The sequence below is a fragment of the Stenotrophomonas sp. STEN018 genome (genome assembly GCF_056760235.1).
This window is the reverse complement of record NZ_JBRREK010000024.1, coordinates 38,628-52,369: the sequence shown is the minus strand read 5'-3', so window position 1 is coordinate 52,369 and position 13,742 is coordinate 38,628. Positions and strand designations below refer to the sequence as shown.

At 60.9% G+C, this 13,742-nt stretch carries 15 protein-coding genes; 12 read left to right on the top strand and 3 right to left on the bottom strand.

What is annotated here, in order from left to right; translation table 11 throughout:
• The 4 genes from ACVOMB_RS11070 to ACVOMB_RS11055 are packed head-to-tail and all read left to right on the top strand — an operon-like array spanning window position 1 to window position 2,952.
• Window positions 1-549, top strand: a complete 549-nt coding sequence (locus ACVOMB_RS11070; protein ID WP_481531221.1) for a DUF2878 domain-containing protein — start codon at window positions 1-3, stop codon at window positions 547-549.
• Window positions 546-1,331, top strand: coding sequence for a DUF1295 domain-containing protein (locus ACVOMB_RS11065; RefSeq protein ID WP_481531220.1), 786 nt, complete (start codon window positions 546-548; stop codon window positions 1,329-1,331). The genes ACVOMB_RS11070 and ACVOMB_RS11065 overlap by 4 nt, the downstream gene beginning before the upstream one ends.
• Window positions 1,328-2,404 (top strand): SAM-dependent methyltransferase, encoded by a 1,077-nt coding sequence (locus ACVOMB_RS11060; protein ID WP_481531219.1) that lies wholly within the window; start codon window positions 1,328-1,330, stop codon window positions 2,402-2,404. The genes ACVOMB_RS11065 and ACVOMB_RS11060 overlap by 4 nt, the downstream gene beginning before the upstream one ends.
• Before the next feature lie 38 nt (window positions 2,405-2,442).
• Window positions 2,443-2,952 carry a lipocalin family protein gene (locus ACVOMB_RS11055; protein WP_481531246.1) on the top strand — a complete coding sequence of 170 codons (510 nt, stop codon included), beginning with the start codon at window positions 2,443-2,445 and terminating at the stop codon, window positions 2,950-2,952.
• A 166-nt stretch (window positions 2,953-3,118) separates the two neighbouring features.
• Here the strand turns inward: ACVOMB_RS11055 and ACVOMB_RS11050 are convergent, their stop codons facing one another.
• A complete protein-coding gene (locus ACVOMB_RS11050; protein WP_481531218.1) occupies window positions 3,119-4,336 on the bottom strand; it encodes an FAD-dependent monooxygenase in 1,218 nt (405 codons plus the stop codon).
• Between the two features lie 104 nt (window positions 4,337-4,440).
• On the opposite strand from ACVOMB_RS11050, the gene ACVOMB_RS11045 reads away from it, so the two are divergent.
• Complete coding sequence (locus ACVOMB_RS11045) at window positions 4,441-5,391, top strand: LysR family transcriptional regulator (RefSeq protein WP_481531217.1); 951 nt, start codon at window positions 4,441-4,443, stop codon at window positions 5,389-5,391.
• A gap of 612 nt (window positions 5,392-6,003) precedes the next feature.
• Here the strand turns inward: ACVOMB_RS11045 and ACVOMB_RS11040 are convergent.
• Together ACVOMB_RS11040 and ACVOMB_RS11035 are read right to left on the bottom strand one after the other, a co-directional pair.
• Window positions 6,004-6,969, bottom strand: a complete 966-nt coding sequence (locus ACVOMB_RS11040) for an arsenic resistance protein (protein WP_296248033.1) — start codon at window positions 6,967-6,969, stop codon at window positions 6,004-6,006.
• Between the two features lie 138 nt (window positions 6,970-7,107).
• Window positions 7,108-7,473, bottom strand: coding sequence for an ArsR/SmtB family transcription factor (locus ACVOMB_RS11035; RefSeq protein WP_481531216.1), 366 nt, complete (start codon window positions 7,471-7,473; stop codon window positions 7,108-7,110).
• Between the two features lie 134 nt (window positions 7,474-7,607).
• Here ACVOMB_RS11035 and ACVOMB_RS11030 point away from each other — a divergent pair, with 134 nt between their 5' ends.
• From ACVOMB_RS11030 to ACVOMB_RS11000, 7 genes are all read left to right on the top strand, one after another.
• The gene (locus ACVOMB_RS11030; protein WP_481531215.1) at window positions 7,608-7,799 is read left to right on the top strand and encodes a hypothetical protein; all 192 of its coding nucleotides are present in this window, start codon (window positions 7,608-7,610) and stop codon (window positions 7,797-7,799) included.
• Window positions 7,800-7,814: 15 nt separating this feature from the next.
• Window positions 7,815-8,345, top strand: a complete 531-nt coding sequence (locus ACVOMB_RS11025; RefSeq protein WP_481531214.1) for a hypothetical protein — start codon at window positions 7,815-7,817, stop codon at window positions 8,343-8,345.
• Between the two features lie 278 nt (window positions 8,346-8,623).
• On the top strand, window positions 8,624-10,279 hold the full coding sequence (locus ACVOMB_RS11020; RefSeq protein ID WP_481531213.1) for a phosphoethanolamine transferase: 1,656 nt from the start codon (window positions 8,624-8,626) through the stop codon (window positions 10,277-10,279).
• 60 nt (window positions 10,280-10,339) lie between these two features.
• Entirely contained in the window at window positions 10,340-10,708 is a 369-nt protein-coding gene (locus ACVOMB_RS11015) for a diacylglycerol kinase (protein ID WP_481531245.1), read from the top strand.
• Window positions 10,709-10,846: 138 nt separating this feature from the next.
• Complete coding sequence (locus ACVOMB_RS11010; RefSeq protein ID WP_481531212.1) at window positions 10,847-11,185, top strand: hypothetical protein; 339 nt, start codon at window positions 10,847-10,849, stop codon at window positions 11,183-11,185.
• 59 nt (window positions 11,186-11,244) lie between these two features.
• Window positions 11,245-12,498 (top strand): TolC family protein, encoded by a 1,254-nt coding sequence (locus tag ACVOMB_RS11005; protein ID WP_481531211.1) that lies wholly within the window; start codon window positions 11,245-11,247, stop codon window positions 12,496-12,498.
• On the top strand, window positions 12,495-13,742 hold the full coding sequence (locus ACVOMB_RS11000; RefSeq protein ID WP_481531210.1) for an efflux RND transporter periplasmic adaptor subunit: 1,248 nt from the start codon (window positions 12,495-12,497) through the stop codon (window positions 13,740-13,742). The genes ACVOMB_RS11005 and ACVOMB_RS11000 overlap by 4 nt, the downstream gene beginning before the upstream one ends.

Below are 13,742 nucleotides of genomic sequence, written 5' to 3'. Positions count from 1 at the left end.
ATGCGCCGGACCCTGCTCAATCTACTGGGCAACCAACTGGTCTGGCTATGCGCCGTGGCCGGTGCCGGGCGTGGCTGGCAGTGGCCTGCCCTGCTGGCTTCGGCGCTCTACATCGTCAGCCAGCTTTACGGCGCCGCCCAGCCGCGAACCGAGCTGCGCTTGCTGCTGCTCGCGCTGGTCTGCGCCTGGCTGGTTGACGGACTGGCGGCGGCAAGCGGCCGCGTCGACTATGCCGCAGCGCCGTTCGGCTGGGCACCGCCGCCGTGGATCATGGCGCTGTGGGCCGCGTTTGCAATGACCCTGACCTCCTCGACGGCCTTCCTGCAACGGCATTGGCTGCTGCCGGTGACGTTCGGGCTGCTGTTGGCACCGCTGGCCTATCTGTCCGCCGCACGCGGCTTTGACGTCATACATTTTGCTGCACCCGCTTGGCAGGGATTGCTGTTGCTTGGCATCGGCTGGAGCGTCGCACTGACGCTGCTGGTCACGAGCGCGCGCCGCTGGTCCCGCAGCCCAACCCAAGCTCCACTGACAGGCGCTTCCACATGAACAATCTAGGCTGGGTACTGTTGTACGCCGTAGCGATCATGCTCTGGGGCTGGGCGTGGCAGCGCCGCCATCGCAACATCGGCATCGTCGATGTGCTCTGGGCCAAAGGTCTGGCCGCTGCCGCTCTATTGCTCGCATGGCTGGGCGACGGTGCAGCGTTGCCGCGCATCAGCTTGGCCGTGCTCGGCGGGCTGTGGGGAAGTCGTCTCGCCCTGCATCTGTGGCAGCGCGTGCGACACGAGTCCGAGGACGGTCGCTACAAGTATCTGCGCGAACATTGGCAAGGCCATCAAGGCAAGATCTTCGGCTTCTTCATTGCCCAGGCGCTGTTGATAGTCCTGTTCGCGCTGCCGTTTGTCGCGGTGGCCAGCAACCCGCGCACCGATGGCTATGGCTGGGTAGTCGCAGCGGCTTTGGTGTGGTTGTTGAGCGTGCTCGGCGAATCAGTGGCGGACCGCCAGCTCGCGCGTTTCCGTGCTGAGTCAGGCAACAAAGGTCGCACCTGTCGGCAGGGTCTGTGGCGCTACTCGCGACACCCCAACTATTTCTTCGAATGGCTGCACTGGTTCAGCTACGTGCTGCTGGCCGTTGGTTCGCCGCTGTGGTGGCTGGCATGGACCGGGCCGGTGCTGATGTACCTGTTCCTGCGCTATCTGAGCGGCGTTCCGTTCACAGAGAAACAGGCGCTACGCAGCCGCGGCGAGGACTACCGCGCGTACCAGCGCAGCACGCCGATGTTCTTCCCGTGGTTTCCCCGCACTGCCAAGGAGCAATCGCCATGACCGCAGCCACGCAACTGGATTCTGTCATCCAAGCCGAGCCCGGGCTGACCGGCTGGGCCGAGCGCGGCTGGCTGCCGGATGCCGCCCTGCGCTGGGGTATGCGCCGGCTGTGCGCGCAGCGACTGGAGGAGGAATCGGAAGAAGGCCTGCAAGCACAATCGGAGCGTTTCAGCCGGCGCATTGCCGAATTGTCGAGCAGCCCGCTGGCCCTGCATGTGGATGCCGCCAATCGCCAGCACTACGAGGTACCCGCTGCATTCTTCCAGGCCTGCCTTGGCCATCGCATGAAGTACAGCAGCTGCTACTACCGCACCGGTGCCGAAACCCTGGACCAGGCCGAGGACGCGATGCTGGAGCTGTACGGTCAACGTGCCGGGCTCGCCAATGGCCAGCACATCCTTGAGCTTGGTTGTGGCTGGGGCTCGCTGACCTTGTGGATGGCCGAGCGCTACCCTGACGCGCACATCACCGCAGTCTCCAACTCACACAGCCAACGCCAGCACATCCAGGCCCAGTGCAAGACGCGCGGCTTCGCCAACGTCGAAGTGCTGACCATCGACGTCAACCAACTGCAGCTGCCGAGCGCCACCTTCGACCGCTGCGTATCGGTGGAGATGTTCGAGCACATACGCAACTACGAGCGCCTGCTTGGTCGCATTTCCCGCTGGTTGAAGCCGGAGGGCGCGTTGTTCGTGCATATCTTTGCCCACCGCACGCATATGTATCCGTTCGACACGATGGGCGAGGACAACTGGATGGGTCGCCACTTCTTCACCGGCGGGCTGATGCCGGCCGCCGATACCCTGCTGCATTTCCAGCGCGATATGCAGCTGCAGCAGCGTTGGTTGCTGGATGGCCGCCATTACCAGCGCACCGCCAACCATTGGCTGCAACGGCAGGACGCCGCACGCGGGCAGGTCATGCCGCTGCTGGTGCAGACCTACGGCAGCGACGCCGCCGCACGCATCTGGTGGCAGCGCTGGCGCATGTTCTGGATGGCTTGCGCAGAGCTGTTTGGTTACGACGACGGCCAGCAATGGCTGGTGGCGCATTACCTGTTCCGTCCCCGCTGAAGGCAGGCCCGACCATGCGAACCCTTCCGATGCTGTCGATGCTGTCCATCGCCTTGTTCGGCGCTGGTTGCAGCAACCTGGACACCCGACCGATCCCGCGCCCGGCATCGGTCGATATACCGCGCTTCATGGGCGACTGGTACGTGATCGCGCATATTCCGTCGCGACCCGAGCGCGAAGCCTTCGATGCCGTGGAAAGTTATGCCCCGCGGCCCGACGGACGTATCCAGACTACTTTCAGCTACCGCAAGGGCAGCTTCCAGGCGCCGCTGAAATCAATGCACCCCATCGGCAAGGTCGAAGCCGAAGGCAAGGGCGCAGTCTGGGGCATGCAGTTCATCTGGCCGATCCAGGCCGAATACATCATCGCCTGGGTAGACGAGGGCTACAGCCAGACCATCGTCGCCCGCAGCAAGCTCGACTATGTCTGGTACATGGCGCGCACCCCGCAGGTCTCGGCGGCGGACTACCAACGTGCGGTGGAGAGCATCAAGGCGATGGGCTACGACGTAAGCAAGCTGCGGCGGGTGCCCCAGTCGGTGCGGTGATCACGCAGGGGCTTTCATCAGCAAGCGCCTTAAAGAGCAATTGCTTAACCGTGACGCCGGAAACAAAAATTCCCGCACTGTCTGGGCGCAGCTCACACCCGGACGGCTTGCCTGATCAACCGCACCACGCTTGAACTCTGCCCCGGTTTCCCGGGGTGGTTCACCCTCACAGGCGATACAGACTATCAACGCCGTTCACTGGCACCCCGTCAGCGCAGCTCGCCATCGGCAAACCCTGCGACCATCCTGCCGCCATTGCCTGCGCATCACGCACTGCATCCGACGCCTTGGCGCGTTCATTGCGAATGCGACAGGCCTCGGGGTCTTGTGCGAAAAGGCCTCGCGCGAACATCCGGCCCTGCTCTGCCAACTTCTTGGTCTTGGGTCCGCGGACCGCAGCGAAGCGCAGCAATGCTTCATCAAGGGGACCGTCGGCCCCTTCCAGGCACCGCGCCAGATGCCAAGCGTCTTCCAATGCCTGACAGGCGCCCTGGCCCGAAGTCGGCAGCGGTGCGTGCGCCGCATCTCCGACAAGCAGCACATTTGCCCGGCTCCATGTCTGCAGCGGCTCAAGGTCGTGCACAGCGATCAGTTGGATGGAGTGCGCCGGCGTGGCCTCGATGAGGCGGGCAACAGGCGCGGGCCATCCTGCAAAAATATCCTTGATCTCTTTGCGCATATCCGCTGCGGGCGTCGCCTGAGGCAATGGCCGCGCCTGAGCGGCCGCCCAGTACACCAGATCTTTCCGGATCGCGACGCAACCGAAACGATCACCAGAGCCCCAGTAATCCTGGATCCCGATGTCGCTCACCAGCGCCTTATTCCCCTGCGCAACGCCGATCCAGTTCACAAACCCTTGATAGATTGGCGCGTTGTCGCCTGCAACAAACCTGCGCGCCACCGAGTCCATGCGGCCATCGGCGCCGATCAGCAGATCTGGGCGGATGCTCTTTCCGTTCTCGAACCGCGCCACGGCCTTGCCACTGGCATCCAGCTCAATCGCCGCCGCTCGATACCCAAATTCCACCGGGATACCTGCCCGCGCGACATGCTCCAGCAGTACCGCCTGCAAATCCCGCCGCAGGATCGTATGGGTCGGGTATCCCATCATCTGATCCAGCAGCGTGATGTCCAAGCCGCCCAACGAGTCACCCGCGGAGTCTTTGCGTTGCACCGACAATGGCCGGCCGCCTACCGCCCCGACATCCTCCAGCAGTCCCAACTCCTGCAGCACAAAGCCAGCGTTGGGCCAAAGTGTCACCCCAGCTCCCATCGTCGCCGGCCCGGACCGCCGCTCATATACGCGGAGGGCGTGACCCTGCTTGTGCAGAGCGAGCGCCACGCTCAAGCCTGCGATTCCGCCACCAAGTATTCCGATGTCCATTCCAATGCTCTCTCGTTCAATTCGCCCAGACACGCCGTTGAAGGGCGTCCATCGGACGGGAGTGCATCCTAGACCCTGCCAATTTTACGAACTAGCATGCCTGCGTGAGCAACTTTGATACCCACAACGGGATAATCATGCGCAGCAGCCTCGACCTGAATACCGTCCGCGTCTACGTGGCCGTAGTAGACGAGCAGAGCTTTTCCGGCGCGGCGCGCCTACTGGCCCTGCCATCCTCCAACGTCAGCCGTCACGTCGCCTCGCTGGAACGCAGGCTGGGAGTTCGCTTGCTGGAACGCAGCACCCGCCATCTGCGCGTGACCGAAGCCGGGAGGCTGCTTTACGAGCGCGCCAAACCTCTACTCGACACTTTGATGGCCACGGAGGAGGAACTCGGCGCAGTCCAGCGCGAACTGAAGGGGCCTCTCAGGATGTGCATGCCAAATGAAGCGCCACGGCTGCTGGCTCCTATCCTTGCCGAATTCTGCAGTCTTCATCCCGGCATTGAATTGGAATGCGACACACGTCCAACTGGCCTGGAAGTAATGCGGGAAGACATGGACCTCTCCATCGTCTTCCACCGAGGGCGCCAGGATGACAGTGCGTTTATCACCCGCGAACTCGCGACATTGCCCAGCATTGTGGTTGCAGCGCCCGCATTACTTGCGCAGACCGGGATGCCGCGCCACGTGCGCGAACTCAAATCCCTGCCTTGCATCACCACGTTGAGCGCACTAAAGGGCCAGCCATGGCAGTTTCTCGGTACTGCGGGCGAAATCGTGAAGGTGCCTGTGCGTAGCCGCTATCGCGTCAACAGTGGGGAACTTGCAGTGGCGGCAGCGCGCCAGGGCCTCGGCTTCGCAATCGTTGCCGCCTACCCATGCCAGGAAGATCTTGCCGCGGGCCGATTGAAGGAAGTGCAGCTGGATCTGAGCCCTGCACCGCTGCAGTTGCTTGGCGCCTACAGTCACCGTCATTCGGTCACCGCACGGGTTCGGGCGTTGCTGGAGTTCATCCAGGCTCGTTTGCAAGGGATCGGAGGCAATTCAAGTTGAATGCCAGATAGACCGTAGGGCATGGAGAGTTTCCCGGTTCCTCCGGACAGTGAGCGCACTACTTCTCAAAGAATCCAACGCCGGAACCGCCAAAGCCGCTGGATGTACATGGACAATCTCGGACCAAGACGCACAAAAAAACCCGCATTTCTGCGGGATTTTTATGAACTCCGGACTTGCCTGGACGCCATTGGATCAGGCGATGGTGCCGCTTATCTGACCCAAATAGTCGATACAACCATATGTTTTAAATACAATAAAAATAAATATCACATTCAAAATACCCCCATTTGTACCCCTTGATTGGTTGGATGCGGTCGGACTTACCTGGACAGCAGTGCCGTTTGTCGACGCTCACCTTAGTTGTAGATTTCCTGCTACATGGAACTGTCGCCCGGAGTCACGGGTGACTTCCGCTGCCGGCCAGAAGCGGACATCCGGCAGCCCTCAATAAACATCCATGATCTACTGCCAATCCGCTTTATCTCCGCTCAAACCGAGACCCTCGCGCGGATAGAGGATGAGCGCGGACTTCGCAGAAGGTACGCTTGGCGGAGTCTTGTTCTACCTAGGTGCAACTGCAAGATTGGGTTGTTGAAGCGTTGACCTACATCATGGCGCTTTCGCCAGTCGCGGGATCAAAGGGATGTAAACCAACGTGGCGACAAGCTCTACCAAGGTCTGAGTAACAATCACGGCGGGAATAATTGGCAAAGCTCCGGGCACAACTAGAGCCAGAGGCAACACCACCAGCGAGTTGCGGGTAGCTGCCGAGAACGCGATGGCCCTCTGGGCAGCGGCTGGTATGTTGAAACTTCTTGCTACGGCCAGGCCGACTAGGGGGGCGATAGCTGCGTAAATGAGATAGACCGGAAGCGCCGCAGCCACGGCTTGCAGTGCAGCCTCCAGCTGAGGAGTTACCGCGGCTATGACGATCAACAGGACTGCAGCTGTGGCTGGTACCGGAAGGGCGCCAGCAATTCGCTCGACCTCTTCCATACAGACGGATCTTCGGCCCAATCCCTGCAGAGTAGCAGCCAGCAATATTGGGATGACGATAAGAAAGCCAAAGGCATGCAGGAATGGACCTGGCCGAACCAGATCTGCGGCAGCCTGTCCAAGAAAGATCTTAAGGTAGAGTGGCAGCAGAATCATCTGGACAATCAAGAGGATTGGAGTTGTTGCCAGCAACAGTGGAGCGTCCGACTTGCCAAGATGCGAGAAAGTAACCACATAGTCGATGCACGGACATAGAAGTACAAAGAGCATGGCGATGGCGATCAGCGGCTGCTCCGGGAACATCGGTACCATCAATGCAACTAGCAACGGGATTGCTATGAAATTGGTGACTAGCAAGGCAGCGACGAATCGCAAATTCCTCAAGGACGCTGCTATAGATGACAGCGGCACCTGCAGGAACGTCACGAAGAGCATCGCCCCCAAGGCCGGCGTGATGAGCACCTCCAGCCGTCCCGTCCCAGGGACCTTGAGAGCCAGAAGAAAACCCATGGCCATGGCGGCGAAGTAGATCGCCGTCTGGTGCCTTTCCATTTGCTCGCGCAGGTGATGCAGCTTCACTTATAAACCCCAGATCGTTCAGTCATTCGGCCACACCTGAGCATCTCGCCGTCATCGCTTTATCCGTTTCCCAGCTCGGGCAGAAGCGTGGGTTCTTGCACGCTTTACTCTTGCGGGCCGCGTTTTCACTGCGTTTTCTCACGGATCAACGACTGATCGAGCAGGCCGGCCAGTGCACTGGGCAAAGAGTTTGATCGCTCTATCGCAGTGGATGCAGTGGCCGTTGCAGCAGTCACGCATCAGGAACGCAACTAGGTCGGACAGGGCTGCGAAGCTAGCACTGTAGATGATTGACCTGCCCGCACGGCGGCCCGCAACAAGGCCGCCATGCTCCAGCTCTTTGAGATGAAAGGACACCCTAGACGGGCTTGCATTTCCCAACTCGTGCGAAATAGATCCGGCGGACATTCCAGCCGCCCCGGCCACCACGAGCATTCGTATGATGCGCAGACGGTCTTGATGTGCAATTGCGCCAAATCCTCGCAGCGCTTCCGCCTCATTCATTTCAACTATTCATGTAATGATTAAATATAAGGGTATCCACGCGCAAAATTGGTGTCAAACGCACTTCCTCTGACATCGTCAGATCGTCTGATCTGATCTCGTTGGTTGCGTGCTGTGCCGAGCTGGACGTTGGAATGGCGCTGAAGTTCCTACAGGACAAGCCTGTCGAGATGCTCATCGCCCAGGACTATGCAGACGCCAAGGTGGCTGCCATCTGGGGTACAGCAACGTTCTACATCAACGGGAAGTCGCTGATGGCACTATCACCCACCGCGCTGCGCGCAGCGGTATCGAGCTGCGTGACCAATTCCGCGTGTCGATGCTAGATTGTCGGAAAAATGTTGCATTTGATCCTGCATCACCCCGCGTCCAAACGCATCGCGGAAAAGCACACGTCTGAGGAATGTCGGAACGCGGCGATGAGGGCAGTTGCATCAACTAAATTCGCCCTGAATTTAGGTGTTTTTCCCATTTTTATCGTGGACAATGTAGCCACGAACGCCCCTCTGGGGCAGCGTTCGTTTTCCGCCAGCATCTGGTCATCTCACTCAATGCATCGAGGCACCTCCCCCGCCATCCGGCTTCTGCTCGCACTACTTCTGGCGGTGTTTATTGCCGTGCCATCGGTCGAAGCCATGGTGTGTGGTGATCAGGGGGACGTGCATGCATTGCAGGAATCGTCGAAGCTATCGGACCCAAGAAAAGATCATGTTTCCACGCACGGACACTGTCATCACGGTGGCGTGTGCCAGGTGCCCGTTGCGTTGACTCTGGAAGAGGTTGCGACCGCATCTGAATCCCTTGCCCTGGTCGCCGCAGGCAACCTCCCATCGGACAGGCGCGACGGCTTGATCCGGCCTCCTAGGGGCTGACAGAACCGGCGTCGCTCGCCTGCTGAGCGACTAAACGGCTGCATCACCGCTGCACCCTCGGTAGTTCCCCAAACTGTGCGAATGACACAGCGCAGCGATTCACGTCGCTGTGATGGGGAGCTGCGGAAGCGGACCCGCGTGTGCTTGCCGCCCCCCCCCTCGCGCGCTTTCCTCCTGGGTAGAACCATGGCCATCTTCCTGCTTTGGGCGCATTACGTGCTCCGGGCCACCATATCTGTTTTTCTGATTTCTGCAGTTCCACCACGGCGAGTCTTGGCATGACCGGCTTACCGCGGTGGCGCAATCGTCCGGAAGTCGGTCAGATAGCGCTGATTCTCATTTCGTCGCTCTACTTCACGGCGGTGTTCAACAACGCATTCGCTCGATTCGTCATCGGTACGACAAACCAAGAGGGAGTTGCGCAGGCACTGGTACTGGGTGCGGCCCTGATCTTCATCACCGGCATTCATGTGGTGCTGTTCGCCTTGATCGGTTGGCGCTGGTCGCTGAAGCCTATCCTTTTCGTATTGGTGCCTGCGTCCGCCGCGGCGGCCTACTACGCTGACAACTACGGCATCGTTTTTGACGCCAGCATGCTGCGCAACGTGTTCAGAACGGACACGGCGGAAGCCAGTGAGCTGATGACGCTAGGCTTTGCGGGCACGATCCTCCTAAAGAGTGCGCCCCCGTTGCTTGCGCTGCTATGGGTTCGCATTCGTCCTAGCCGAAGTCTGAAGCGATTGGTGGCCGCGCGTCTGCTGCTGCTGATCATAACCGTGGGCATCAGCGGCGGTGCGGCCCTCTTACAGTTCGATGATCTGTCCTCGCTCATGCGCAACAACAAATTCGCGCGCTACCTGATCACACCCGAGAACTACATCGTATCCAGCATCCGCGTGCTCCAACAGGATCGTCGCGCTCAGCCCGGCCCCCTGGCCAAGGTGGCCGAGGATGCACGGATCGAGATGCATCCGGTAGGTTCGAAGCCTCATCTTCTGGTGATCGTGGTAGGTGAGACCGTCCGCGCGCAGAACTGGGGGCTGAACGGCTACGCGCGGCAGACAACGCCGCAGCTGGCTAGGCGCAATGTGGTCAACTACGGAGACGTGACCGCTTGTGGATCTAACACAGAGGTCTCCGTGCCCTGCATGTTCTCCGTGTATGGAAGGCGAAATTATGACCGGGATAGGATCAGGCGCTCTGAGTCGCTGCTGCATGTGCTGGAGCGTGCGGGCGTCAAGACGCTATGGCGCGACAACCAGTCTGGATGCAAAGGCGTCTGCGCAGACCTTGCGTTTGAATCCTACAGGGAACCTCCCACGCATCCGCTGTGTACGGACCAGTCCTGCCGAGACGAAGTGATGCTCAGCGGACTGCACGATGCCATTGACGACAATCCTGGAGACGTCGTGGTGGTTCTACATCAGCTTGGAAATCACGGTCCAGCCTACTTCAAACGCTACGGTGAAGAGTTTAGGACGTTCGTGCCGGACTGCCGCAGCGCTGATCTTGGAAAGTGCGCTCGAGAGGAGATCGTCAACGCCTACGACAACGCAATTGTCGCAACTGACGACTTTCTCGCAAAAACCGTTGACATGCTAGCGGCGGATTCGTCGCACGACACCGCCATGATCTACCTGTCGGATCACGGCGAGTCGCTCGGGGAAGCAAACCTCTACCTCCACGGACTTCCCTATGCGATCGCCCCATCCACACAGGTCAAGGTGCCGATGGTTGTGTGGCTGTCGGACGGCCTCCAGAAGAGCCGTGGAATCGATGCTGCATGCCTTCGGGAACAGGCAACCAAACCCCTGAGTCACGACAACCTGTTTCATTCGGTGCTCGGGCTCATGCAAGTGCAGACCAGATCCAAGGACGAAGCATTGAATCTGTTTGGCCGATGCGAGAAGTCGCTTGACCGCGCCGAGAGATGAGTGGGAAGAGATTCCCACTGGCTGCAACGTTCACACATGACGGAAGAACAAGGAATAGACGTGGCTGACACCTATGGACACCGACCTCGCGGCCCGCGCGGCGTGCTGAAGGCATTTCGATGGTCCATGCTGGGGAGTCGTGCGGCCTGGCTGCACGACTCCTCATTCCACCTCGAGGCGGTTGTGCTGTTGCTGCTTGCCCCCACAGCCTTCTGGATAGTCGAAACTCCGGTCGAGTTCGTGCTGCTGGGCTCGCTGCTGCTGGTCTTGGCGGCGGAACCGCTCAATTCCGCTGTTGAGACGGTTATAGAGAGGTACGGGCCTGAACGCCACGAACTGGCCGGACGGGCCAAGGACATGGGCTCGGCCGCTGTGTTCATGATGCTCGTCAATGCGGTGTTGGCATGGGGTGTTATCGGGCTCATGTGAAGTGCATGTTCCAATCATTACCCTAGCTCGTGGCTGGTGGGTTCTGTAGCTGTCCAACGGGTGCTTAGATCCGAACCCGTGTCGCAACGGCCTCTATTGTTATTGTATCCATGCCCAAGTCATTGATAGCCTTCCCGAATGCGTGAAACTTCCCGGAAAATTGGGCTCTACCTGATGATGCTGCTGATGGCGGCGTTTGTGGTCGTGCCCATTTCCGACACACTGGCTTGCGCGCTTGAGTCGCACGCAACGGCGAGTGCTGCACAGGATGTTGCGAGTGACCCGGATGGGAAGGCAGACCACGAGGTCCCGGCAGCCGGTTGCAGTCATGGCCACTGCCATCATTCCAATGCCAGTCTTCCTTTGGAAGCTGTGAGCCCGCCGCCGCAGGTGGTGTCGGCAGCATGGGACGCGTTTACTGGCATCAACGCCTATGCCGTTGTACTTGATGGGTTGACGCGTCCGCCCCAGGGCTGATCAGAGCTTGACCCGCGTAGTGCGGGATCTCGTTTCTTTTCACCTCTGGAAAAATCTAAATGTCGACCTCCACACGTCGGCCGCTTCAGGCGGCCGGGCTGTTCGTGGCTGTCCTGCTGGCGCTCGCGCCTGCGGGGCCTGCGTCAGCGCAAGCTTCGCCCTCCTATGAAGACCTGCTAGTTCGTCTTGATCAGCTGTCGGGCACCATTCAAGGCGTTGCATTGTCTGAAGCCGCCGATGCCCGTGTTCAACAGGCACGTGCACTCAAGAATCCGACGCTCTCCTACGACCTTGAGAACGCGCAGGGCACCGGCGCGTATCGCGGCACTAGCAACGCCGATTCGATCATCACCTTGTCCCAACCGCTGGAGCTATTCGGTCAGCGAGGTGCGCGTGTGCGTGCAGCGCAGAGCGAAGCCCAGGCCGCAGGGCTGCGTAGCGAATTGAGCCGGAGCGAAGTGGCCGCGCTCCTGGCAACGACCTATGCACAGGCCGAGAGCGCACTGAGACGCTATGAGCTCGCTAATGAAGCACTCCAGCTCATCCAGGACGACGCCGACGCCACCAGTGCCATGGTCCAACAGGGGCGGGAGCCCCAGCTCCGTGCCTTGCAGGCGCAGAGTGAAGTGTCCAATGCAAAGGCCGCGCTCGACGAAGCCTTGGCATCCCGGGATGCGGCCTTTGCGCGACTGGCAGGAGCAGCGCAGCTGGATGCATCCGTAAACGCCATCAGTGAAAGCCTGCTGGATCGTGCGCCCCCGCTGCCCATGGGCGATACCCGTGCAGCATTGGCAGTCCGGATCGCCGAGGCTGAGGCGGCGACGGCGGGCAGGCTCGTGGACGTGGAACGCAAGCGCGCGCTTCCCGACCTGAGCGCAACCGTGGCACAGACAAACTTCCGCCTCGAAAACGAGCGTGCCTACAACATCGGAGTGAGTCTCTCGATCCCGCTCTTCGACCGGAACAGCGGCGGGATTCGCGCAGCATATGCCGAGCAGCGTGCTGCCGATGCTCGGCTTGAGCAGCAGAAGCGCGAGAGTGAAGCCAACCGCCTTTCCGCGATCGCATCACTGAAGGCTTCCAACAGCAGAACGCGGGCTGCGGACGATAGCGTCACGGCCGGCGAGGAGGCCTACCGACTCGCCCGCATCGGGTTTGAAACAGGCCGCATCTCCCAGTTGGAGCTACGCAGCACCCGCTCGACCCTGATCGCTGCGCGCGCCTCTGCCGTAGACGCAAGACTGGCACGCGTCGCCGCCGAAATTGAACTTGCCCGTCTCGAAGGACGCGTCCCCTTTCTGGAGCAGAAATGAACAAGCCCCGTAACCCCATTCTCGTAGGCGCGCTGCTGCTGTCGGCCCTGGTTCTCACTGGTGGATTGACCGGCTGCAAGGGTTCCAGCGAAGCCCCCGCGACCGAAAAGGAAGCATCGGGAAAAGATGACGGCCATGGCCACCAGGAAGGTAAAGGCGAAGGTGAGGGCAATACCAAGCCCGCCGACGACCATGTCGGCGAGGAAGCTGGCGCACATGCAGAGGAAGAGGCCCCAGAGGGCGTGGTCAAGCTCACCGCAGACCAGATCAAGGCGTCCGGCGTGGGCGTGATGGCCGTAGGACGGGGCGGTGGTGCTTCCACGCGCATTGCAGGACGCGTGGAGCCCTCCATTGGTGCGCGTGCATCGGTCGCGGCAACCGTCACCGGTCGCGTTGAACGTGTCCTCGTGGCACCGGGCTCCCAGGTGAAGGCCAACCAGACGCTTGCTGTCGTGGTCAGCGGTGACGCGGCTACATTCCGTGCAGCTGCGGTCTCGGCGGGAGCCGAGGCCGAAGTCGCCCGATTGGTGTATGGGCGCGATAAGGCGCTGGTGGAGCAAGGCGTCGTTGCCCGCCAGGAGATGGAGACCTCGCGTGCGCGCTCGATCGCCGCGGAAGCGGCGGCTGCGGCGGCACGTGCCCAGGCGGCGGCCAATGGCTCGCCCGACAGTTCCGGCCGCGTGAGCATTACCAGCCCGGTGTCGGGCGTCGTCGGCAACGTGCAGGTTACGCCGGGCGGGGTGGTATCAGCGGGCAGTGTGGTCGCCGACGTTTCGAACCCGGACATGAACGAGCTGGTCTTCACCGCACCACCTGCACTGGCCTCACAGGTCGCCGCCGGTATGAAGCTGGAGGTGACCGCTCCGACGGGCGCATTCCAGGCAGAGGTCACCGGTGTGGCCGCCGACATCCGTCAGCAGGGTGGCACCACGGTGATTCGTGCGAAGCCACTGACCGCAACCTTGCCGCCTGCAGGCTCGCCGATTTCGGCGCTGGTGGTGGCCGACGGAGACGCCGATTCGCTCAGCGTACCGGCCGATGCCGTGCAGACAGTGAACGGTGCCAGCGTGGTATTTATCGAAACCCCGGAAGGCTTCAAAGCCACGCCAGTGATGGTGGGACGTCGTGCCGGCGGCAGCGTCGAGATCGTCAACGGCCTCAAAGGCGACGAGCGCATCGTAGGCACCAATGCCTTTCTGCTCAAGGCCGAACTGGCTAAGGGTGAAGCCGAGCACGGCCACTAA

Excerpts from the sequence above, each read along its gene's own strand:
- ACVOMB_RS11070 (WP_481531221.1), top strand. The coding sequence starts at position 1 with ATGCGCCGGACCCTGCTCAATCTACTGGGCAACCAACTGGTCTGGCTA.
- ACVOMB_RS11065 (WP_481531220.1), top strand. The coding sequence starts at position 546 with ATGAACAATCTAGGCTGGGTACTGTTGTACGCCGTAGCGATCATGCTC.
- ACVOMB_RS11060 (WP_481531219.1), top strand. The coding sequence starts at position 1,328 with ATGACCGCAGCCACGCAACTGGATTCTGTCATCCAAGCCGAGCCCGGG.
- ACVOMB_RS11055 (WP_481531246.1), top strand. The coding sequence starts at position 2,443 with ATGCTGTCCATCGCCTTGTTCGGCGCTGGTTGCAGCAACCTGGACACC.
- ACVOMB_RS11050 (WP_481531218.1), bottom strand. The coding sequence starts at position 4,336 with ATGGACATCGGAATACTTGGTGGCGGAATCGCAGGCTTGAGCGTGGCG.
- ACVOMB_RS11035 (WP_481531216.1), bottom strand. The coding sequence starts at position 7,473 with ATGAATGAGGCGGAAGCGCTGCGAGGATTTGGCGCAATTGCACATCAA.
- ACVOMB_RS11030 (WP_481531215.1), top strand. The coding sequence starts at position 7,608 with ATGGCGCTGAAGTTCCTACAGGACAAGCCTGTCGAGATGCTCATCGCC.
- ACVOMB_RS11020 (WP_481531213.1), top strand. The coding sequence starts at position 8,624 with ATGACCGGCTTACCGCGGTGGCGCAATCGTCCGGAAGTCGGTCAGATA.
- ACVOMB_RS11010 (WP_481531212.1), top strand. The coding sequence starts at position 10,847 with ATGCGTGAAACTTCCCGGAAAATTGGGCTCTACCTGATGATGCTGCTG.
- ACVOMB_RS11005 (WP_481531211.1), top strand. The coding sequence starts at position 11,245 with ATGTCGACCTCCACACGTCGGCCGCTTCAGGCGGCCGGGCTGTTCGTG.
- ACVOMB_RS11000 (WP_481531210.1), top strand. The coding sequence starts at position 12,495 with ATGAACAAGCCCCGTAACCCCATTCTCGTAGGCGCGCTGCTGCTGTCG.